Source organism: Streptomyces sp. NPDC048507, assembly GCF_043199995.1.
In the GTDB taxonomy this organism is placed as follows: Bacteria; Actinomycetota; Actinomycetes; order Streptomycetales; family Streptomycetaceae; genus Streptomyces.
This window is the reverse complement of record NZ_JBICWZ010000011.1, coordinates 168795-189624: the sequence shown is the minus strand read 5'-3', so window position 1 is coordinate 189624 and position 20830 is coordinate 168795. Positions and strand designations below refer to the sequence as shown.

The 20830-nt window shown below is 76.2% G+C and carries 16 protein-coding genes; 3 read left to right on the top strand and 13 right to left on the bottom strand.

From position 1 onward, the window contains the following. Positions 1 to 13: 13 nt before the first annotated feature. The 8 genes from ACGFXC_RS27410 to ACGFXC_RS27375 form a co-directional block, all read right to left on the bottom strand. The gene (locus ACGFXC_RS27410) at positions 14 to 1930 is read right to left on the bottom strand and encodes a VgrG-related protein (RefSeq protein ID WP_393717079.1); all 1917 of its coding nucleotides are present in this window, start codon (positions 1928 to 1930) and stop codon (positions 14 to 16) included. Then, positions 1930 to 2652: a LysM peptidoglycan-binding domain-containing protein gene (locus ACGFXC_RS27405; RefSeq protein WP_393717078.1), complete on the bottom strand. Its 723-nt coding sequence runs from the start codon at positions 2650 to 2652 to the stop codon at positions 1930 to 1932. The genes ACGFXC_RS27410 and ACGFXC_RS27405 overlap by 1 nt, the downstream gene beginning before the upstream one ends. Before the next feature lie 60 nt (positions 2653 to 2712). Continuing rightward, positions 2713 to 3135 carry a phage tail protein gene (locus ACGFXC_RS27400; protein ID WP_393717076.1) on the bottom strand — a complete coding sequence of 141 codons (423 nt, stop codon included), beginning with the start codon at positions 3133 to 3135 and terminating at the stop codon, positions 2713 to 2715. 57 nt (positions 3136 to 3192) lie between these two features. Then, positions 3193 to 3888: a hypothetical protein gene (locus ACGFXC_RS27395; RefSeq protein WP_393717074.1), complete on the bottom strand. Its 696-nt coding sequence runs from the start codon at positions 3886 to 3888 to the stop codon at positions 3193 to 3195. 3061 nt (positions 3889 to 6949) lie between these two features. After that, positions 6950 to 7108 (bottom strand): DUF6760 family protein, encoded by a 159-nt coding sequence (locus tag ACGFXC_RS27390; protein ID WP_393717072.1) that lies wholly within the window; start codon positions 7106 to 7108, stop codon positions 6950 to 6952. After that, on the bottom strand, positions 7105 to 7617 hold the full coding sequence (locus tag ACGFXC_RS27385) for a hypothetical protein (protein WP_393717070.1): 513 nt from the start codon (positions 7615 to 7617) through the stop codon (positions 7105 to 7107). Before ACGFXC_RS27385 ends, ACGFXC_RS27390 begins: the two co-directional genes overlap by 4 nt. Then, positions 7617 to 8060 (bottom strand): phage tail protein, encoded by a 444-nt coding sequence (locus ACGFXC_RS27380; protein ID WP_351777730.1) that lies wholly within the window; start codon positions 8058 to 8060, stop codon positions 7617 to 7619. The genes ACGFXC_RS27385 and ACGFXC_RS27380 overlap by 1 nt, the downstream gene beginning before the upstream one ends. Before the next feature lie 69 nt (positions 8061 to 8129). After that, positions 8130 to 9779, bottom strand: a complete 1650-nt coding sequence (locus ACGFXC_RS27375; RefSeq protein WP_393717068.1) for a phage tail sheath subtilisin-like domain-containing protein — start codon at positions 9777 to 9779, stop codon at positions 8130 to 8132. A gap of 222 nt (positions 9780 to 10001) precedes the next feature. Here ACGFXC_RS27375 and ACGFXC_RS27370 point away from each other — a divergent pair, with 222 nt between their 5' ends. Further along, positions 10002 to 11405, top strand: coding sequence for an RICIN domain-containing protein (locus ACGFXC_RS27370; protein ID WP_393717066.1), 1404 nt, complete (start codon positions 10002 to 10004; stop codon positions 11403 to 11405). Positions 11406 to 11426: 21 nt separating this feature from the next. Here ACGFXC_RS27370 and ACGFXC_RS27365 read toward each other — a convergent pair whose 3' ends face one another. From ACGFXC_RS27365 to ACGFXC_RS27355, 3 genes are all read right to left on the bottom strand, one after another. Continuing rightward, positions 11427 to 13376 carry an ATP-binding protein gene (locus ACGFXC_RS27365; protein ID WP_393717200.1) on the bottom strand — a complete coding sequence of 650 codons (1950 nt, stop codon included), beginning with the start codon at positions 13374 to 13376 and terminating at the stop codon, positions 11427 to 11429. A 575-nt stretch (positions 13377 to 13951) separates the two neighbouring features. After that, positions 13952 to 14662, bottom strand: a complete 711-nt coding sequence (locus ACGFXC_RS27360) for a DUF4255 domain-containing protein (protein WP_393717064.1) — start codon at positions 14660 to 14662, stop codon at positions 13952 to 13954. A 158-nt stretch (positions 14663 to 14820) separates the two neighbouring features. Then, positions 14821 to 15531: a response regulator transcription factor gene (locus ACGFXC_RS27355; protein WP_393717062.1), complete on the bottom strand. Its 711-nt coding sequence runs from the start codon at positions 15529 to 15531 to the stop codon at positions 14821 to 14823. Positions 15532 to 15598: 67 nt separating this feature from the next. On the opposite strand from ACGFXC_RS27355, the gene ACGFXC_RS27350 reads away from it, so the two are divergent. Both ACGFXC_RS27350 and ACGFXC_RS27345 read left to right on the top strand, forming a co-directional pair. Further along, positions 15599 to 15868 (top strand): hypothetical protein, encoded by a 270-nt coding sequence (locus ACGFXC_RS27350; protein WP_393717198.1) that lies wholly within the window; start codon positions 15599 to 15601, stop codon positions 15866 to 15868. Then, positions 15849 to 19013 (top strand): AAA family ATPase, encoded by a 3165-nt coding sequence (locus ACGFXC_RS27345; protein ID WP_393717060.1) that lies wholly within the window; start codon positions 15849 to 15851, stop codon positions 19011 to 19013. Before ACGFXC_RS27350 ends, ACGFXC_RS27345 begins: the two co-directional genes overlap by 20 nt. A gap of 19 nt (positions 19014 to 19032) precedes the next feature. Here ACGFXC_RS27345 and ACGFXC_RS27340 read toward each other — a convergent pair whose 3' ends face one another. Next, complete coding sequence (locus ACGFXC_RS27340) at positions 19033 to 19731, bottom strand: hypothetical protein (RefSeq protein ID WP_393717059.1); 699 nt, start codon at positions 19729 to 19731, stop codon at positions 19033 to 19035. A 9-nt stretch (positions 19732 to 19740) separates the two neighbouring features. Next, on the bottom strand, positions 19741 to 20724 hold the full coding sequence (locus tag ACGFXC_RS27335; protein WP_393717057.1) for an SDR family NAD(P)-dependent oxidoreductase: 984 nt from the start codon (positions 20722 to 20724) through the stop codon (positions 19741 to 19743). Between the last annotated feature and the right edge of the window lie 106 nt (positions 20725 to 20830).

The following is a 20830-nucleotide window of genomic DNA, read 5'->3' as shown; positions in this document are numbered from 1 at the left end:
TCGTGCCCCTCGGTCATGCGGGGAGCGGGTACTTCACGGTGTTGACGAACACGAGGCCCTGGAGGTCGACCCGGGCGGCGCGGATGCCGACGTTGGCGACGGAATTGACCTGGACCGTGCCGATGGAGGAGATCAGGGTGGCGCCCAGGGCCTTGAGGTTGAGCGCGCCCATCGCGTCGACCGTCAGGGCGCCCCCGAGCGACCTGAGGTTGACGATGCCCCGGCCCTCGATGTCGAGGAGGCCGCCGCTCTTGATGGTGAGCCGGCGCCGGGCGCTGAGCGTCAGGTCCGTCCCGGCCTCGACGGACACCGAGCGGCCGCCCTTGATGGTCACCGACCCCGAACTGTCGACGGTGATCTCCGTCTTGGTGCGGTCGAGGTTGATGGTCAGCCGGTCGTCGCCGGTGGCGATGCGGACGCCCTGCCTGCGCTTGCCGGAACGCTGGCTGAGCAGGTCGACGCGGTTGGCTTGCCGGTCCGACAGGGTGTGCCGGGCGGCCTTCCGCTTCAGCCCGTCGTGCAGGGGCACGTCCTCGACCCGGCTCGGCACGTCCCGGCCGTTGTAGAGCCCGCCGATCACGAACGGGTGGTCCAGCGCGCCCCGGTCGAAGGCGACCAGCACCTCGTCGCCGACGTCCATGGGGAAGATCCCGCCGCCGCCCACGCCCCCCGACTGCACGCTGCGGGCCCAGTCGCTCACGTAGGTGTCGTCCAGCCACGGGAACTGGAGCTTGACCCGCCCCTGCTTCAGCGGGTCCTGCACGTCGGTGACGATCGCGTTGGCGACGCCCGGCAGCCGGGTGGCGCTCATGGCGTCCGCGCCGCCCCCGCCCGCCGCCAGCCCGTACAGCGAACGCCACTGGCGTCCGCTCACCGTGATCCAGGACTCGTAGTGCCGGCCGTCGCCGAACACGTGCCGTACGGAGGTGACGGTGTACTTGCCCTCGAAGGGCTTGCCCACGTCGCCCAGGGCCACGGGCACGCCCGGCCGCAGCCGGGGACTGCCGTACACCGCGACCTCCAGCTCCGCGAACGAGGAGGTGACGTCGGCGGCCAGGGCCTTGGCGGCGCTCTGGACCTCGTCCTGCCGGTCGTAGGGCGTGCCGGTCTCCACGAGCCGCGCCGCCGCGAACTTCGCGGCCGCCCGGCCCGGTGTCAGGCCGATGGAGATGCCCGGGTCGGTGGTGGCCGGGGCCGTCTCGACGATCTTCTTCTTGGTGGTGACGTTCCAGCCGCGCGCTTCGACCGTGCCGACCTGGTCGGCCGCGGTGACCGCCGCCCGCAGCCGCAGGATGTCGTGTCCGGCCTGGAGCACGAAGGGGCTCGTGTCCCCGTCGCTGCGCGGGGACGGACCGCCGTCGGACGGGACGGGCGTGACGAAGCGGAACTTCCCCTGCGCGTCCAGGGACATCACCATGTTGTTCTCGTCGGCGAGCCGCGACAGGAAGTCCCAGTCGGTGACGTTGGACTGGCTGAGGAAACCGTACGTGCCCTTCGTGGACTGGATCCGGCCGATCGGCACGCCGTCCAGGGCGGCGAGCTTGCGCGCGATGTCGGAGGCCTTCTGATTGCGGTAGGCGGCCACGCGCCGCCGGCGCATCATCCGGTGCCCGAAGTCGTAGCCGCGGATCACGGTGAAGCTGCCGGTGCCGTCGTAGTCGGCCTCCAGCGCGGTGACCTCGCCGGTCAGCAGCGGCGTGCCGCCACCCTGGCCGTCGGCGATCGGGGTGAGGACCACCTTCGTGCCGAAGGTGACGCCGAGCTCCCCGAGGACCAGGCGGTACGGGTCGCGGAAGGTCAGCCGGAACGCGGCGGGCACGCCGACGCCCTGGTCGACCCAGCCCTCGACGAGCAGCGGGGCGATGTCGTCGGGCAGCTTCGCGGAGCCGATCCGCACCTGCATGATGCTGGAGAACGCGGGCCGCACCATCAGCGCGCCACCTCCTCGGGTGCGGGAAGCACCAGTTCGGTGCCCGCCGCCAGCCGGGACGGATCGTCGATGCCGTTGATCTCGGCGATGGCCCGCCAGACGGTGGCCGTGCCGTACTCCCGCCAGGCCAGCGACTGCAGCGAGTCCCCGGCCACGACCCGGTGCACGCGCTGGGCGGTGAGCGCGCCGGAGGTCGGGTTCTGGCCCTTGGTCTTGCCCGGGATTTCCACCAGGTGCACCTGGCAGGTGGCCCGGATGGGCACCCCGGTGGTGCCGAACAGGCTGTACGAAGCCTCGACGGAACCCACGTACGCGACGAAACGGGCCGTCGAGAACGACCCCCACTCGAAGACCACCCACGGCGGCGACGGCTGGTCGGCGGCGATGCTCTTCGCCGTCACCTCGCAGCAGCCCAGCAGCGACTCGACCTTCCTCAGCACCGAATTGCCGGTCGGCGCGGCCGAGGAGTCCAGGAAGATCTCCAGGGTCATCTCGCGCGGCTCGGCGCCCATGAACTCGGGCTTGGAGCCGTCGCGCACCGCCATCGTCGGCGTGGCCTTCCACTGCGCGCGCTGGCTCAGCGACAGCTGCGCCGGATTGAACTCGAAGCCGAACGTCCGCATCAGCGCCCCGGGCGTCGTGCTCGTACCGACCGGGGGTTCGTGGATCGCCAGCGTCGCGCGCACCAGGCTCTTGCCCGCGCCCCTGCTGCTCGTGGCCATGGGTGTTCCTCTTTCCTCTCCGCTCCGGTGCGGTGCGGTGCGGTGCGGTGTGGTGTGGCGTCAGTCCGTGAAGCCGTGGTGGGCGATCTCCAGGACCTCCGTGGCCACGCCCGGGCTCGCCGGGTCGAGCGTGGGGCCCTGCCAGCTCACGGGCAGGACGTCGATGAGCCCCCAGCGGGCCACCAGCGAGCCGTCGGCGCGCAGCGCCGCGATCTGCGCGGTGGGCCGCTTGATCCCCGTCTGGACCGACGAGATCCACTTGGCGACCTTCGCGGTGTCCGGCGTGAGCGGCCGGGTGAGGCGGATGGTGGAGAACGTGACCCGGGTGGGCAGTTGCCACACGAAGCCGTTGTTGCCGCCCTCCTGGCGCTGCTCGATCTCCACCTGGGACGACAGGCCCTCGCACCCGTTGAAGTAGCCGAGGCTCGCGCCGTCGATGGTGAGGGTGAACCAGATGGTGGACCCGGGGTCCTGGCGGCGCATCCGAGGCGGCCTTCCTGTTGTCGTGGGGTGGGGGGCGGTTCTTGCCGGGGGCGCCGGTCAGGCGCGCGGATCGCGGAGCCTGCCGATCCGCTCGCGGTCCATGCGCAGTTCGGCGCGGACGAGGCGGGTGACCCGGTCGATGATCCGGTGCACCAGCTCGTCCAGCTGGAACTCGGTCAGCCCGCGCGGATCGAACGCGGCGGCGTTCACCGCGGTGTACTCGGGCGGCGGGGGCGCGGGGGAGACCGCCGCCGGGCGGCCGCCGGGCGGTTCGTACGGGGGCGGCGGCTCGTACCGGGGCGGCGGCTCCTGGGGGTGTGGGGGCCGTTGGGCCTGGCGGGCCGGCTCCGGCGCGGGCCGTAGCTGCCCCAGCGTCGAGGCCACGGTCGCCGACGCGGCGGCGGCGAGCGCGCCGATGGCGGAGCCGGGGGTGGGGGAGGGGAGGCGCTGGACCGCTGGCGCGGGCGGTGGGGTCAGCGCGGTCGGGGCGACGGGCGGCCGGTGCGGGGGAACGCTGCGCACGGGGAGGGCGCCGGCCCCGGCGCCCCGGCCCGTGGGGGGCGCGACCGGCGCACCGAGCCCGGCCCGGGGCGGCGCGGCGCCGGGCCGCCCCGGGGGCCCGGCGACCGGAGCCTGGCGCTCCGGCTCCGCCCGGCCGGGAACGGACCCGGACGTGCCGGCGGGCTGCGGTAGGGGGCGTACGGGGGCCGCCGCGGCGGCGGCCCGCTGTACGGGCGCGGGCGCGGGGGACACGGTGCGCGGGGTCGGCCGGGGTGCCACCGGGCCGCCGCCGGGGGATGTCTGCGGCCGGCCGCTTCCCGTGGGCACCGGCCCCGCGTCCCGCTGGACGGTGGAGCCCGCCGCCGTGCCGGACGCCGGTGCCGCCTGCCGCGCGGGGGCGGGCGGGACCAGGCCGGTCCCACCAGGCGTTCGGGGTTCCGTACGGGTCGGCTTCGCGACGGGCGGCGTGCCCCGACCGGCCACCGCACGCTGCACGGCGGACGCCCCCGCACCCCCCGCCGCCCGGCCCCCGCCGGTCCCGCCTGCCGTGGCGGAGTTGCCTGCCGTGGCGGAGTTGCCGGGCGCGGCCGGGCCGCCGGTCGTACCGGGCGCGCGGGAGGTGCGGGACCCGCCGGTCCCGCCGGGGGTGTTCGTGGGGTGGGCCCCGGCGGGCGCAGCGGATCCGCCCGGGTTGCCGGGCCTGCCGCCGGCTGCGCCGTGCCCGTCGGGGCTCCCGGTCCCGCTGCGCGCGCCGGATGCAGTGGACCTGTCGGCTCCACGGGGCGCGCTGGGCCCGGCAGTTCCGCCGGCTGCGCCGGGTGTGCTGGGCATGCCGGTCCCGACGGTGCCGCTGGCTGTGGCGTCCCTGCCAGCCGTGCCGACCGCGCTGGCGGACCGGGGTGCGCCGAGCGTGCTGGACCCGGTGGGGCCGCCGGGTGTGTGCGGTCGGTGGGCCCCGGCGGGCGTGCCGGGCGCGCCGGCCGCTCTGGAGCCCCCTACCGTGCCGGAGTTGCCGGGTGCGCGGGAGGTACGGGACCCGCCGGTCCCGCCGGGGGTGTTCGTGCGGTGGGCCCCGAAGGCCGTACCGGATTCTCCGGGTCGGCCCGGGCCGTCGGTGCCGGCCCTGCCGGGCGCGCTGGGGGAGCCTGCTCCACCGGGCGCGCTGGGCCCGGCAGTTCCGCCGGACGCGCTGCGCCCGCTGGGCATGCCGGTTTCGCCAGCATCGCCCGTGCCGCTGGCGGACCCGGGCGTGCTGGACCCGCCGGGGGTGTTCGTGCGGTGCGCCCCGGCGGGCGTACCGGACTCGCCCGGTCCGCCGGCAGCGCTGGGCATGCCGGGCCTGTTGGTGACGCCGAGCGTGTTCGTTCGGTGGGCTCCGGAGGCCGTACCGGATTCGCCGGGTCCGCTCGGGTCGCCGGTCCCGCTGCGTGCGCCGGATCCGCCAGAGCTGCCGGGCATGCGTGCGCCGGGTGCGGTGGTCCCGTCAGTCCTGTTGGTGCCGCCGGGCGTGCGGGAACCGCGGGCTTGGGCGGCCGTACCGGACACTCCGGATCCGCCCGGGTCGGCGTTTCCGGTGGCTGTGCCGTGTCCACCGGGGGCGCCAGTTCCGCTGCGCGCGCCGGATCCGCCGGAATGCCCGACCCCACTGGCGGAGCCGGGCGTACTGGGTCCGGTGGTCCCGGCGGGCGTGCCGGACTTGCCCGGTCCGCGCGGGGTGCCGACCCCGCTGCGCGCATCGGTTCCGCCGGCCGAGCCGGATGCGTCCGGCCTGCTGGAGCCGGCGGTCCCGCCAGGCCGGTGGGTGCCGCTGGGCGTGCCGGGGCGGAGCGGCTCGGTGGTCGTGCCGGATGTGCCCGGGTGGCCGCCGGCCGCGCCGTGCCCGCCGGTCCGGCCGGATCCACCAGCCCCGCTGACTCCGGGCGCGCCGGATCCGCCGACGCTGTTGGTTCCGTCTGGTACGCGGCTGCCTCCAGTCCCGCTGGGCGTGCGGGGCCGGCTCGTCCCGGTACCTCCGCCGACCCCGGCGGAGTCGTCAGCCGTGCCGGACCCGCCGGCTGCGCCGGTCCGACCGGTGCTGCCGGGACTAGGGGAGTGGCGAGTCCCGTCGGCTGCGCTGGCCGTGCCGTACCCGGGGGATCGGCCCGCGGTGTCGGGCGGGCCGCCCCGGCCGGGTGCGCCGCTCCCGCCGGAGTGCCCCGACGGGCCCGGCCCGCCGGGCCCGGCCGTCGCGCGCGGAGCGGTGCCCGGGGCCGGCCGACGCTGGATCGGGGCGCCGAGTCCCGGGCGGTGGACGGTCGGGGCCGGGGTGGCCGCCGGTGCCGGGGCCGCGGGGGTGGGGGCGGTTGGGGCCGGGGTGGCCGCCGGTGCCGGGGCCGCGTGGGTGGTCGGGGTGTCGGCGCGGGGTGCCGGGGTGCGCTGGACGGGGGTGGTGGCGGGCGCGGGCGTCGTGGGCAGGGTCCGCCGGTCGCCCGCGGGCGGGGCCGGGGCCGTGGACAGCAGCTCCCGCGTCCGGGGCGCGGACGGGGGCACGGGCGTCACCCGGACACCGGGGGTCCGCGCCCGCGCCGGGGCGGCCGCCGGCTCCCGCACCGCAGCGGCCCTGGGTGCGGGGGGCACGGGCCGCGTCGGCGCCGACGGCCGGAGCGCTCGGAGCGGCGCCACCGGCATGACCGACGGCGGGCCGGGAACGGCCCGTCCGAGTGCCGTGACCGGCCGGAGGGGCCCGTCACCGGCACGCGACAGCAGACCGCGGCCCGCCGCGGGGTCCAGGACGGCGGGGGAGGCCGACCGGGCGAAGGACGGGTTCTGCCAGGTCGGCAGCCGTCCGCCGAAGCCGGGGTCCGCGATGCCCGTCGGCCCTTCGCCCGTCGCCCGCCGCAGCGGCGGCAGCCCGGTCCACGCGGCCACGGCGACCGGAGCCGCAGGCACGGCAGCGGCCGCCGGGCCGGCCTGAGCCGCCGTTGCGGCAGGCCCGGCCTGAGCCGCAGGGCCAGCCGGGGTCGCCGGGCCGACAGGGGCCGTCGGCGCCGCGGGAGCGACCTGAGCCGCCGTTGCGGCAGGGGTCGCTGGGCCGGCCTGAGCCGCAGGGCCAGCCGGGGCCGGAGGAGCCGCCGGGCCGGCCTGAGCCGCAGGGCCGACAGGGGCCGCCGTTGCGGCAGGGGTTGCCGGGCCGGCAGTGGCCGCAGGCCCGGCCTGAGCCGCAGGGCCAGCCGGGGCCGCAGGTACGGCAGGGGCCGTAGGGCCGGCCTGAGTTGCTGGGCCCGCGGCGGCGGTGGGGCGGCGGCCGCGGAGGCGGTCCAGGAATGCCACCCGCTCAGCCCTCCGTCGCGGCACGCGTCACGAGGGACGCGATCTGCTCGGTGTACCGGCGGCGGTCCTGGTGCTCCAGGTCCAGGATCGCGTCCGGGCCCCAGTGGAAGTGGTAGGCGACGTACGCGATCTCCTCGTACAGCCGGTCGGTCGCGTACGTCACGATTCCCCCAGGCGGCTCCCGCCGAGCTCCACCTCGAAGGGCTCCGAGCAGTGCGGGCACCGCACGGCCGCCCGGGTGTGGCCCTCCGCGTTGATCTGGCGGTAGAAGTCCTGGAGGAACGCCAGGTCGGACGCGAACATGTTCTCCACGATCCCGTCGTGCACCATCGGGACCGTGCCCAGCCGGGTGATGACCCGGCCGAGCAGCACCACCGAGAGGTACGCCGGGTTCTCCTGCACGCGCACGTCCCGCAGCGGGACCAGCTCGTCGCGCGCCGTGGACAGCCGCATGACGCCGTCGCGGTGCACGGTGCCCGCGTCGTCGACGTAACCGCGCGGCAGCTCGAAGGGGAACTCGGTCCGCAGCGACTGCCGCGGCACCGGGTCGCCCGACGGGCCGGCGGGTGCGTGGCCGGGTGCGGTGGCGGGAGCCGAGTGGGGGCCCTCCGCCCCCGCCACCGCGGTCTGGGGCGCCGTGACGGCCGGAGCCTTGGCAGCCGAACGCCGCATTACTCGATGACCAGTTCTTCGAACACGATCGTGACGGTCTCGGTCAGCGCCGCCGCCTCGCCCGCCTTGACCGTGCTCGTCTCGATCTTGCTGCACCAGGCGTTGCGCAGGTTGTACCGCTTCACCGGGTTGTCCTGGTAGTCCATCATGATGATGGAGGCGTTCTTGCGGGCCGTGCTCATCTGGCCGCGGATCGAGTCGTTGATCCACTGCGTGAACGAGCCCGACTGGGTCATGCCCCGTACGACGGTGCACTGGCCGTTCTTCTGCACGCCCGGCATCAGCGACACCTCGGGCCGCCCCTGCGCGCTGTTCTGCTGGAAGGTGATGACGTCCTGTTCGAGGGTCAGGCCGCTGACCTCGGCGAGGTACTCGACCATCACTCCGTCGATCTGGAGGCCGAAGTTGTGTGACGTGAGGGCGTCACCCGGCTGGAGACTCATGTGTTCGCTGTCCTTCTGGAGAGGGGCGGGGCGCGGGGAGGCGGCGGGCGCGGCGGGGGCCGGCCCCGGTTACTCCTCCAGCTCCCCGTTGCCGCTGGAGAACTGCGCCAGCCGGAAGATCACGAACTCGGCGGGCTTGACCGGCGCGATGCCGATCTCGCAGATGACCCGGCCGAGGTCGACGGACTCCGCCGGGTTCGTCTCCTCGTCGCACTTGACGTAGTACGCCTGCTCGGGGCTCTGCCCGAACAGGGCCCCGCCGCGCCACTCGTTGACCAGGAACGCGGAGACGTTGCGGCGGATGCGCGCCCAGAGGTTGTGGTCGTTCGGCTCGAACACCACCCACTGGGTGCCGATCAGGATCGACTCCTCCAGGTAGTTGAAGTACCGGCGGATGTTCAGGTAGCGCCACGCCGGGTCGGAGGAGAGGGTGCGGGCGCCCCAGATGCGTATGCCGCGGCCGGGGAACGCCCGGATGCAGTTCACGCCGATCGGGTTGAGCAGGTCCTGCTCGCCGCGCGTGATCTGGAGTTCGAGGTCGACGGCGCCGCGGACGACCTCGTTGGCCGGGGCCTTGTGGACACCGCGCTCGGAGTCGTTGCGGGCCCAGATGCCGGCGACGTGGCCGCTCGGCGGGACCAGCCGCGACTGCCCGGTCGCCGGGTCGAAGGACTTGATCCAGGGGTAGTACAGGGCCGCGTACTTGGAGTCGTAGTTGGCCGTCTCCTGCCGCCAGACCCGGATGTCCCGGGCGTTGAGGCCGGGCGGCGGGTCGATGATCGCGACCCGGTCGCCCATCAGCTCGCAGTGCGCGATCAGCCCGAGCTGGACCGCCTTGACGGCCTCCAGGTCGATCGCACCGCGCTGGTAGGCGGCCATCAGGTCGGGCACGGCGACCATGGAGATCTCGTCCACGGCCTCCAGCCCGCCGAAGCCGGTCCGGTCGGCGGAGTCGCCGAGGTACTGCGCCGGGCCGGGGTGGGCGCCCTCGGCGCCCTCGGCGCCCTCGGCGCGGCCGGCCGGTGCGGCCGCCGCGGCCGGTTCGACGGGCGCGGCGGGCGGCGCGGGCAGCGCGACGGTCTGGTTCTCCGGCCGGGCCAGCTGCGCGGACGGCGCGGCCTCGGTCACGGCGATGAGCTTGGAGCGCTCCTTGACCTGCGTGACGACGTAGGACCGGCCGCCCTTCTTCGCGGTCACGTCGAAGGTTTCGACCGGCTTGTCGCCGTCCTTGACGGTCAGCTTGAAGCGCTCGGCGGGCCCCTCGCCCTCGGCGTCGGTGACCTCGACGGACAGCGGGCCGCCGGTGCCCTGCGCGGTGGCGGCCACGGCGAAGGTGCCGAGCGGGCGGGACTCCCCGGCGGGCAGGGCGGCCCGGGGGGCCCGCTCGGCCTGCGGGGCCGTACCGGTGACCGCGGCGGGCCCGGACGCCTGCCCGCGGCCGGCGGCGTCCCCGGCGGAACCGCCGACGCGCACGACGTACGCCGCCGATCCGCCGTTGTTGAAGAACCCGTAGACGGAGTGCGCGAGGTAGTAGCCGTCGGTGAAGTCGCCGAAGGCCGCGACGTACTGGGTCCAGTTGGTCACCAGCGTGGGCTCGTTCAGCGGGCCGGTCGACGCCAGACCGACGAAGGCCGCCACCGACGTGCCCACCCCCTCGATCGGGCGCGAACCGCTGGCCACCTCCTCGACGTAGACGCCGGGCGACAGATAGGACGGCATGCTCTGCTCTCCTCCGGTACGAGACAGGACACACCACCCTGACCCGCGCGCCGCACCCGCCGGAACGCCCCCCGGTACCCGGCCCGGGGCACCCCCGTTGCCCCCGCCCCTGCCCGCAGGGGCAGCCCCGGGGCCCCCGGGGCCCGCGCGGGTCCGCCGGGGCAGGCAGGTCTGCCCCTGCGGCTCCTGTCCGGCGGCGGGGGCGCCGTTAGCGTGGCGGGGGTGAGCCTCTGGACTTCCCTGGAACCCGCGTCCGTCACCGTCGACCCCGGCAGCAGCACGCGCGTGCGGCTGCGCGTCCGCAACACCGGCGACGTGGTCGACGAGTACCGCTTCGAACCCGTCGGCGACGTCGCGCCCTGGACGGTGGTGGAGCCCGCGACCCTGCGGCTGTACCCGGGCACCACCGGGACGGTGGAGCTGACCTTCGCGCCGCCCCGGACCTCCGACGCCACCGCCGGGCCCAACCCGTACGCGGTGCGGATCACGCCCACCGAGCACCCCAAGGCCGTGACGGTCCCGGAGGGGAACCTGACGATCACCCCGTTCGCGGAAGTGCGCGCCGAACTCGTGCCGCCGACCGTCAAGGGCCGCTTCCGCGGCCGGCCCCGGCTGGCCGTCGACAACCTCGGCAACACCAGGGTGACGGCCTCCGTCGCGGGCAGCGACAACGGGGACCACCTCGCGTACGAGATCCGCCCCGGGAACGTCCAGATCGACCCCGGCCGGGCCGCGTTCGTCGATGCGACCCTGCGGCCCCGGCAGATCATCTGGTTCGGCTCCAAGGAGGAGCGGCCCTACACCCTGGCCGTGCGCCGCTCCGGCAGCGAGCCGCTGGAGGTCGAGGGCACCTACGTCCAGCGCGGCTTCCTCCCGCGCTGGCTGGCCACCTGCTCCGCGCTCCTGCTGGCCCTGGGCATCGCCTTCGTGATGCTCTGGCTCGCCTACCAGCCGAAGGTCGTCAGCGCGGCCACCGAGCAGGCGGGCGCCGCCCTGCCCACCGCACTGCCCCTCGCCCCGCCGCCCCCGCCGCCGCCGTCTCCCAGCGCCGCGCCGGAGCCGGCGAAGAGCGAGAAGCCCAAAGGCGACGACGGCGGCGCCGGGGGCGGCGGAGCGCAGGCCCCCAAGCCCTCGAAACCGCCGGCCGTGGTGCCCGCGGAGAAGGTCCTGCTGCGCAACGCCGCCACCCGCAAGTGCGCCGACCTGCCGGGCAACGACAAGGGCGCGATCAACGTGGCCGTGCAGCAGGCCGACTGCGTCGGCACCTCCGGGGACAACCAGCTGTGGAACCTCGAGGTCAAGTACCCGAGCCTCGGCCCCGGAGGCGGGCCGCTCGTCCAGATCCGCAACGTCAAGGACCAGTTCTGCATGGACCTGGGCGAGTACGGGGGCCGGCCCGTGGGCACCGGCATCGGCGAGTTCAACTGCATCGGCACCACCGCCGACAACCAGCTGTGGTGGCTCGACAAGCAGGACAGCGGCGACTACTGGATCCGCAACTACGCCAGCAACAACAAGTGCCTGAACGTCAACGGCGGGGCCGCCGTCGGGGACAGGCTGAACATCTCCGACTGCAGCAACACCGGCAACCAGGAGTGGCAGATCGTCCACCCCAAGACGGACTGACGCCCGCGCCGGGCCGGGGGATCACCAGCCGCCCTCGCCCGGCACCAGGCGCCCCGCCTTGCGGTACTCCCGGCGGGCGCCCTCCAGCAGGTCCCGCGCCGTCACCTCGCCCCCGCGCCCGGCCGCGAGGTAGGCGGCCGTGACCACCGCCCCGCGGATGGAACCGCCCGCCAGCTCGAACTCCCTGGCCAGCGGGTCCAGGTCGATGCCGTCGGCGGACGGCACGTGCCTCAGCCCGTGCCGCCACAGCGCGAGGCGCTGCCCGGCGTCCGGGAACGGGAAGTCGACCACCAGGTCGAGCCGCCGGCTGAACGCCTCGTCGATGTTCGCGCGCAGGTTGGTGGTGAGCAGCGCGATCCCGTCGAACGACTCCAGCCGCTGGAGCAGGTACGAGCTCTCCATGTTGGCGTAGCGGTCGTGCGCGCCCTTGACCTCGGAGCGCTTGCCGAAGACGGCGTCGGCCTCGTCGAAGAGCAGCACCGCGTCCGTGCGGTCCGCCTCGGTGAAGATCCGCTCCAGGTTCTTCTCGGTCTCGCCCACGTACTTGTCCACGACCGACGACAGCTGGACCACGTACAGGTCGAGACCCAGGTCGGCCGCGACGACCTCCGCCGACAGCGTCTTGCCGGTGCCGGACGCCCCGGCGAACAGGCCGAGGACGCCCCGGCCGCGCCCGCCGCCCGCGCTGAGCCGCCAGTCGCCGAGCACCCGGCCCCGGTGGCGGGCCCGCAGGGACAGTTCGCGCAGCTGGGCGAGGGGCGGTTCGGGCAGGACCAGGTCGTCCCAGTCCACCGCCGGCCGGATGCGGCGGGTGTGCCCCTCCAGCCCCGAGGCCGACTGGCGGCGCGCGGCGCCCCGTACGTGGGCGGCCGTGAGCGGGGTGCCGTCGAAGTCGGCGAGCGCGCCGGCGGCCCGCGCGGCCCGCCGTACGCGGTCCCCGCCCAGGCGGTACGGGGCGACGGTCGCGGCCAGGTCGAAGCCGTCGGCGTCCGCCCCCAGCGCGGCCCGCCAGGCGGCCGTGCCGCCGTCCGCGCGGGCCGGCGCGTCCAGCACCAGGGGGTCCTCGGGGCACCAGTGCGGGTCGTACGGGCGGGTCCCGGCCAGCAGTACGCTCACGTCGGGCGCGGCGGTGAGGGCCCGTACCAGCGGGCCGGGCCGCTCGGGCAGCGCGGGCACGACGAGGGCCCGGCCGCCGAGGCGGGCCTCGCGCAGCAACTCGGCGACGTGGTCACCGGGTTCCTCGCAGCACAGCGCGTCCAGACCCGCGGCGCGCAGGGCGGTCGCGTACGCGGCCAGGCCGTCGCCCTCGCGCTGTTCGCGCAGGTAGACGTGGGCGGGGCCGGACCGCAGGAGCGCCGCGAGGCGCTCGGTGAACCGGTCGGCGGCCGTGCCGGACGCCGGCGGCTCCGGGAGCGGCCGCAGCAGGCCGAGCAGCGCGGCGTCCGGGGTGTCGTCGCCGAGGAGATGGCCGATCAGCCGGTCGGGCACGCGCAGCGACCGCGTCAGGAAGGGCCGTTCGGGCTCGTCGGCCACCAGCAGGCCGAGGGCCGTCAGGGGTGCGGAGGCGTGCAGCCGGGCCCGGGCCGCGGCGGACGTCGCGGGCACCCCGCACAGGTCGAGGGCGAGGCCGATGGTGGCCCGGCGCCTGCTGACGTCGTCGTTGAGGTAGCCGTAGAGGGGTTCGAAGGTCCGGTCGACGTCGGGAGCGAGGGCGACGAGCAGGACGGTGACGTCGAGCGCGGTCAGGGCCGCCCGCGCGGCCAGCCGGGCCAGCCGGTCCTGGGCGGGCCCGGGCTCCGCGGCGGTGTCGTCGTCCCGTCCGTCGGCCGTCGCGGGCCGGGCGTCGAGGAGATGGCGTACCGCCGCCTCGGACAGGTAGAGGCCGCGCAGCGGGTCGTCGGCCGTCGGGTCGTCGGCGCTCCGCCGCTCGACCAGCGCGGAGACCCGCCCGCGCAGCCGGCCGAGCCGCACGAGCAACGCCCGGGCGGCCCCCGCCGTAACCCCGTTGCCCGCCCCGGCACCCTGCCCCGGCCCGGCACCCTGCCCCGGACCGCGGCTGCCCCCCGGGCCGCCGCCCGGGCCGGGGCCGGTGTCGCGGTCCGGTCCGCCGTCCCGGTCCGGGCCGACACCCCGGTGGGGACCGGTTTCCGGGTCCGGTCCGGTTTCCGGGTTGGGGCCGGCGCCCCGGTTGAGGCCGGTGTCCGGGTCCGGACTGGCGTCCGTGGCCGGTCCGGCGTCCCGGTCTGGTCCGGTGTCCGGGTTCCGTCCCGTGTCCGGGTTCGGTCCGGTGTCCGGGTTGGGGCCGGCACCCCGGTTGGGACCGTTGTCCGTGGCCGGACCGGCGGCCTGGTCTGGGCCTACGCCCTGGTCTGGGCCTACGCCCTGGTCCGGGGTGCAGCCGCAGCCGGCGCCGTGGCCCTGGCACGGGCCCAAGTCCGGGCGATGGGCCGGGTCATGGCCCGGGGCCGGGCTTGCGGCCGGGCCCGTACCTCGTTCCGCACCCGGGCCGGGCGCCGGATCCGTCGCCCGGGCGGTACGGGGGGCGCTCACGGCGCGTCCGGGCTCGGGGGAGTCTTCGGACGGGCGGGGGCGGCTTTGCGGGCGGCAGCCTCCTTTCGCGCGGCCCGGGCGGCCGCGACCTGGTGGGGCCGGTGCGAGCGGCCCTCGGAGACCGCCGGGTCGCCGTCCGTACCGCCGACCCGGAGCGTCGCTCCCTCGGTGACCGGCGGCCCGGCGGCGTACTCCGGATAGGCCGGGAAGGGTGCGGTCACCACCAGGTCGAGCGAGGGCTTCAGCTCGCCGCCGAGCGCCGACCAGATCTCGGCGAAGGACCGCGCCTCCGTCTGGATCCCGGCCACCGTCAGCGGTACGGACAGCCCCAGCGACCGCAACGACGGCGGGAGTTCGTCGGGCGCCAGCACCTCCCGCGGCAGCAGCGTCGCGAGTACGGCGGAGAGCAGCCGGTGCTCGTCCCGGGGGGTCTTCGTCCAGGCCGTCACCAGGTACGACAGCCGGAACCAGCGCGGCGGCTGACTGCGCCGCACGACCACGTCGTGCTCGTCGCGCACCGCCACCTGGCCGCGCTGGCGCCGGGCCACGTCCTCCCGTATGTCGTACAGGTAGGTGTTGACGACGGGGGCGTTGCGCCGGGCAGCCCAGTCACGGGTCGGCGCCTCGAACGACACCTCGATGCCCGACCCTGTCAACGCCCCGCCGCCGAGGAGGCCCTTGAGCATCTCGTCCACCTCGTGGATCACGCCTGCACTCCCGCTCCGCCCGCCCGTCCGCCCGGCCCGTCGTCCACCGCCGATCGTCCCCCGGCGGCCGCCCGGACCGCAGGGGGGCGGGGGACGGCCGCCGGGCAGCGCGCCCTGCCCCCGCGGACGCCCCCCGCCGCCTCCGGTTGCCCGAACGGTCAGATGTAGCCTTCCCGAAGGGCAAAAGCCACGGCGTGTGCCCGATTGCGCAGGTGGAGCCGGGTGGTGAGGCCATGCATGACGTTCTTGACGGTCCGTTCGGAGTACGACAGCTTGCCCGCGATCTCGCCGGTGTCGAAGCCCTCGGAGACCAGGCGCAGGACGTCCACCTCACGGGACGTGAGGCCGAAGGCGGGCGTGCCGCTCCGGCCCGCCGCGCCCCGGTGCAGCGTGCCGACCTGGTGGACGAGCCGGCCGAGCAGATCGGCGGGCAGATCGCCGTCACCGCGGGACGCGGCCAGTACGGCCCGCACCAGCCGCTCGGCGGTGGCCTCGTGGCGCCAGACGATCGTGCCGACACCGCACTCCACCACGTCCAGCAGCTCGCTCTCCCGCATGGAGCCGACCACGAGGACGGCGCGCACCCCTTCGCCGCGCACCACCCGGCGCAGCCGGGTCAGCGCCGCCTCGTCGAGGGTGTCCTCCACGAACAGGGACACCGTGCCCGGGCCGGACTCCTCGCGCAGCTCGACCTCGGGGTGTCTGCGCAGCTGGCTGACCGCTCCCTCGCGGCTGATCGGGTCGGCGGCGGACACCGCGACGGGCACGCGCCGCTGCGCGGGACGCCCCTGGTCGGGGCCCGCGGAGCGGCCCGTGCCGGGGCCCGTGCCGGGAGCGGACGTGGTCGTGGTCCGGGGTGAGTTGAGCAACCGTATCCCCTGTTCAGCGCCCCGCCGCGGAGCGCGGGCCGGTATCGGATGAGCACCCTCAACCCTTCTGCGGGCGCCCCGGGGGCCGCAATCGTGGAGCACCACGAGCCGCACCACGAGGCCGCGTCGCGGGCCACCACGAGACCGGCCCCCGCCGTGTGTGTCGCCGCAGGTCACAGCCGGTCCCGGCGGCGCCGGCCCTGGCGCGGTGGCGGGCGCCGGGGGCGGCAGTGACCTGCGCCACTTCGCGTCACCCCGATACGGATTCCGTCGTCTCACCCGGCGGCGGAGCACCCCCTTCACCACTGGAGGCACTGATGACCGGACCGCTCCGTGAACGCGACCGCGCCCTGGCACTGATCGCGGCCGAGGCGGAGCGGGCCCGCTCCGGTTCCGGCGGCCTGGTGCTGCTCCAGGGGGCCACCGGTACCGGACGCAGCTCCGTGCTGGAGAGCGCCGCCCGGGACGCCGCGGGGCGGGGGCTGCGGGTGCTGTGGGCCCGGTGCTCGCCGGAGGACACCGGGGTGGCGTTCGCCACTGTGTTGCAACTCCTGGGTCCGACAGCGGAGTTCACCGACCTCGCGCCCGACTCCGACGACCGGGGGAGCGCCGCCCGGCTGTGGCGGCTGCTCCTGCGGTACGCCGCCGAGGGCCCGCTCCTGCTGGCCGTCGACGACGTCCACCTGGCCGACGCCGCGTCACGCCGCTGGCTGCGCGAGGCGGTGCGCCGCATCGACCGATTACCCGTCCTGCTCGTGGCCGGCGAGCGCAGCCAGTACGACATCGACCCCCGGCGGACCGGGCTCGCCCAGTCCCTGCCCCCGTCCCTCGTCCGCAGCCACACCCTCAGCCCCCTGGGCGACACGGCGGCGGCGGAGCTCGTCCGGGCCGCCCTGCCGGCGGCCGGACCCGACTGGACCGCGGAGTGCGTCCGGGCGGCCACGGGCAACCCCCTCCTCCTCCACGCCCTCCTCGCCGACCTCGCCAACTCAGCCCCGTACGCCCCGAGCGGCCCTGGCGGCCCCGGCGGTCCGGGCGGTCCCGTCGCCCCGGGCGGTCCCCACTGTCCCGGTGGCCTGGGCGGTCCCGGTGGCCCCGGTAGTCCTGGCGGTTCTGGTGACCCCCATTGCCCCAGCGAGCCGGGTGCTTCCGATGGTCCTGGAGGCCCCTGCGCTTCCGTCGCCCCCGGCGGTCCCGCTGGGCCCCGCGGTTCTGGCGGTCCCAGCGGTCCCGACGGCCCCGCCGGCCCCGGCGGCCCCGCCTACCCCGCTACCGCCGGCCCCGCCGGCCCCGGCGGCCCCGGCGGCCCCGACGGCCCCGCCGGTCACGGCGGAACGCGGGCGGGGGTGCCCGCGCCGTTGCCGGACACCTGCGCCGGGCTGTACCCCGGCAGTTACCCCGCGGCCGTCGCGTGGTGGCTGGACAGCGCGGGTGCGGCGACGGCCGAGGTGGCCCGTTGCCTCGCGGCGCTGGAGGAGGCGTGGCCGCTGCCGCCGGACCGGCCGGCCGGACCCACCGGGGGCGACCCGGCCGCTCCGGACGTGGCCGGGGTGCTGGCCGGGGCGACCGGCGCGGACCCCGCGCGCGTCACGGGCTGGCTCACCGCGATGATCCGCATCGGGTTCCTCCGCCCGGACCCCGCCGGCCTGCCCCGCTTCGCCCATCCGCTGCTGCGGGACGCCGTGCTGACCGGCTGGCCGACGCAGCGCCGCGCGGCGGCGCACCGCGCGGCGGCCACGACGCTGCTGCGGCGCGGCGAGCGCGTCGAGGCGGTCGCCGCCCACCTGCTGCGCGCCCCGGGCATCGGCCTGCCCTGGGCCCTGCGCGTACTGCGGGAGGCGGCGACGGTCGCCGTGCACGACGCCCGCCCGCACGACGCCGCCGGCTACCTGCGCCGAGCCCTGGACGAACCCCTCTCCGACGACCGGCGCCAACGGCTGCTGACCGAACTGGGATCGCTGGAGTACGCCTCGGCCGACGGCGCGGTGGCCATCGCGCGGCTGGCGGAGGCGCAGCACCTGCGGGCCGCCCCCCGCGACCGGGTCCGCGCGGCCGTCGCCCTCGGTACGGCCCTGGTCGGCCGGGGCGAGGTCACCACGGCGCTGGAGGTGCTGCGGCGCACGGAGGACGGCCTGGACGGACATCCGGGACTCACCCGTACGGTACGGACCGCCACGGCCCTGCTGTCCGACGCCGACCTCGCGACCCGGCAGGAGACCTACCGTCACCTCTCCGAGAGCGGCCGGCACGCCCCCGAACTCGTCGGCACCGCCAGCCGCGCGCTGCTGGTGCGCTACGAGGCCACGGCCGGCCTGATCTCGGCAGGGGAGGCCATGGCCCGCGTACGGGCCCTGCTCGCCCAGCCCTCCGACCCGCTGGCCGAGCCGTTCCTGCTCGGCACGGCGGCGGCGGTGGCCGAATGGGCCGACGAACTCGACGAGGCCGAGCGCCTCGTGGACCGCGGCCTGGCCGGCCAGCACCCGGCCCTGCTGCACCCCATGGAGCACGCGCTGCTCAACACCCGCGCGGACATCGCCGCCGCCCGGGGCGACGTGGAACGCCTGATCTCCGTACGCGGCGACGGCGCGGCCGTCGCCGCCCGCGCCCACGGCGGCCCCTCCAACCGGGACGCCCACGTCCTGATGGCCCTCGTCCACACGGGGCGCGCACGGGAAGCGGCACGGCTCGCCGACGCCTTCGACCTGCGCCGGGCGCCGGAGTCATGGGAGCTGAACCGTTTCCTCTATGCACGGGGAGTGCAGCGCCTCGCCGCCGGCGACCCGGCCGGAGCCCTTCACGACTTCCTGGAGTGCGGCCGCCGCCAGAGCGCCCGCGAAGTCCTCAGCCCGGTCGTCACCCCCTGGCGGACGGCGGTCGCCCAGTGCCGCCTCGCCCTCGGCGGCGGCCAGGAGGCCCTCGCCCTGGCGGCCGAGGAACTGCGGCTGGCCCGGGTGTGGAACACCCCCCGCACGGTGGGACGCGCCCTGCGCGTCCTCGGCGCCGCGACCGGCGGCCGCCGGGGGCTGTACCTCGCCGAAGAGGCGGTCGAGACCCTCAGGGACGCGCCCGCCGACGCCGGCATGGAACTGGTCGAGGCCCTCCTCGCCCAGGGCCGCCAGTTACACGCCGCCGGTGAACGCACCCGCGCCCGCGACCGCCTGCGCGAGGCCGCGGACCTGGCCGAACGCAAGGGCGGCCTGCGCCTGCTCGCCCTGGCCGAGCAGGCGCTGCGCGACGGCGGCGCCCGGCTCCCGGCCGCCACCCGCACCGGCTCGGGGGCCCTGACCGGCAGCGAACGCCGCATCGCCGAACTGGCCGCGGCGGGACGGACCAACACCGAGATCGCCGACCTGCTGCACGTGGCCCGCCGTACCGTGGAGACCCACCTGACGAGCACCTACCGCAAACTGGGCATCCGCCGCAGGTCGGAACTCCCCGACACCCTGCACCACCCCCACCCCACCACCCCCGAACCTGCCTAGTCTGTGCCCGGTCGCGGCGTCAGCTGGTCCAGGGGAGGCGGACGGCTTCGATCTCCGTGTCCGCGAGCAGCGCCTCGACGAGCGGGCGGGGGCCGCAGACCTTGGTGGCCCAGAGGTCGTAGTCGGTGCAGACGACCCAGGAGCGGTTCGCGGCCCACAGGTTGGAGGGGGTGTACAGGATGTCCGGGTGGTCGAAGAGGGCCCGGGCGTCCCCCAGCCGGCCGGAGCGGACGTGCCCGATCTCGAAGTCCCGCACGATGATCGGGTTGTAGTACGCCAGACAGGGGGTGTCCGCGCCCTGCGGGCTGTGCTCGGTGAGGAACCGGATCAGCTGGTCCCACGTCGGCCTGTCGAGACTGCCCTCGGCGGGCCACTCGATGGTGCCGCGCCGGATGTCCGCCCCCTTCTTCGCGGAGGGGAAGCAGCGGCAGCAGGGGTACAGGCCCTGCGGCACGACCGGATCACCGACTCCGGCGGCCAGCTCCGCCCAGCGCAGCCGCTGCCAGCCCGGGCCGGGGTGCTCGTCCCGGCTCTGGCTGTGGTTGACCGAATCCTCGGCGGCCGCTCCGCGCTCGTACATGCCGCCGAGCACCCAGGCGGCGTCGGGTCGCCCGGGTGCCTCGTAGCCGGTGAGGCCTTCGTCCTGGGCGAGTTCGGCGAGCCAGTCGGTCTCGGAGGCAGACGCGCGGGGCCACCGGGCGAGGATGTCATCGGGCATCCGGCCAGACTATGGCCCCGGCCGGGCGCAGACGTCCACGCCCGTCAGGGCGCGGCTCGCCTCCCACAGGCGGGCCGCGACGGCGGGGTCGGCGAGGTGGCTCCACAGCGGTGCGCGCCGGGGTGCGCCGCGCAGTCCGAAGCCGCGCGGTTCCCAGAGCCCGCTCGCGGGCGGTACGGCCGGGCCGAGCACGGCCGGGTCGAGCACCGCCCGGACGGCGGGCCACGCCCCGGCGTGCTTCCCCTGGAGGAACAGGGCCGCGGGAGCCGCGCCCAGCCGCGCGCCCGCGCCGCGTACGTGCACCGGTGGCCGGGACGGGGTGAGGGAGTCCAGCGCGCCACCGGGATGGACCAGCACACCGGCCACCGTGCTGCCGGCGGCACGCAGCCGGCGCTCCAGTTCCACGCCGAAGTACATCTGGGCCAGCTTGGAGCGTCCGTAGGCGCGCCCGGGCCGGTAGTCGTGCCGGGACTGGAGGTCGTCGAGGTCGAGCCGCTCGGACTTCGCGGCGAAACTGCCCGTGGTCACGACGCGGGCCGCCGGCGCGGCCGACAGCAGGGGCATCAGCCACCGGGTGAGGGCGAAGTGGCCGAGGTGGTTGGTGCCGAACATGAGCTCGTGGCCGTCCCCTGTCTCCCGGCGCGGAGGGTCGTCGAGCGCGACACCGGCGTTGAGGACGACCGCGTCCAGGCGGTCCACCCCCAGCGCCCCCAACGCGCCCGGTACCGCTTCGAGCGAGGCGAGGCAGGCGAGGTCCAGCCGTACGGCCCGCACCCGGGCGCCGGGGACGCGCGCCCGGATCGAGCCGGTGGCCGCCCCGGCCCGGGCGGGATCCCGGCTCCCCAGGACGACGGTGGCCCCGGTCGACGCCAGCTGCTCCGCGACGAAGTACCCGATGCCGGCGTTGCCGCCGGTGACCAGGAAGACGCGGTCACCGGCGCCGGGCAGGCGGCGGACGTTCCAGGGCGGCGGGGCTGCGGGCGTGGACGACATGGCGACGGGTTCCTTGCTGTCGGAGGCGGCCGCGCCGCCCCCTCGGGCGGCGCGACGCCCACGCTCGCAGCGGCCACCGACGGATGACCGACGCGCCGCCGACGCG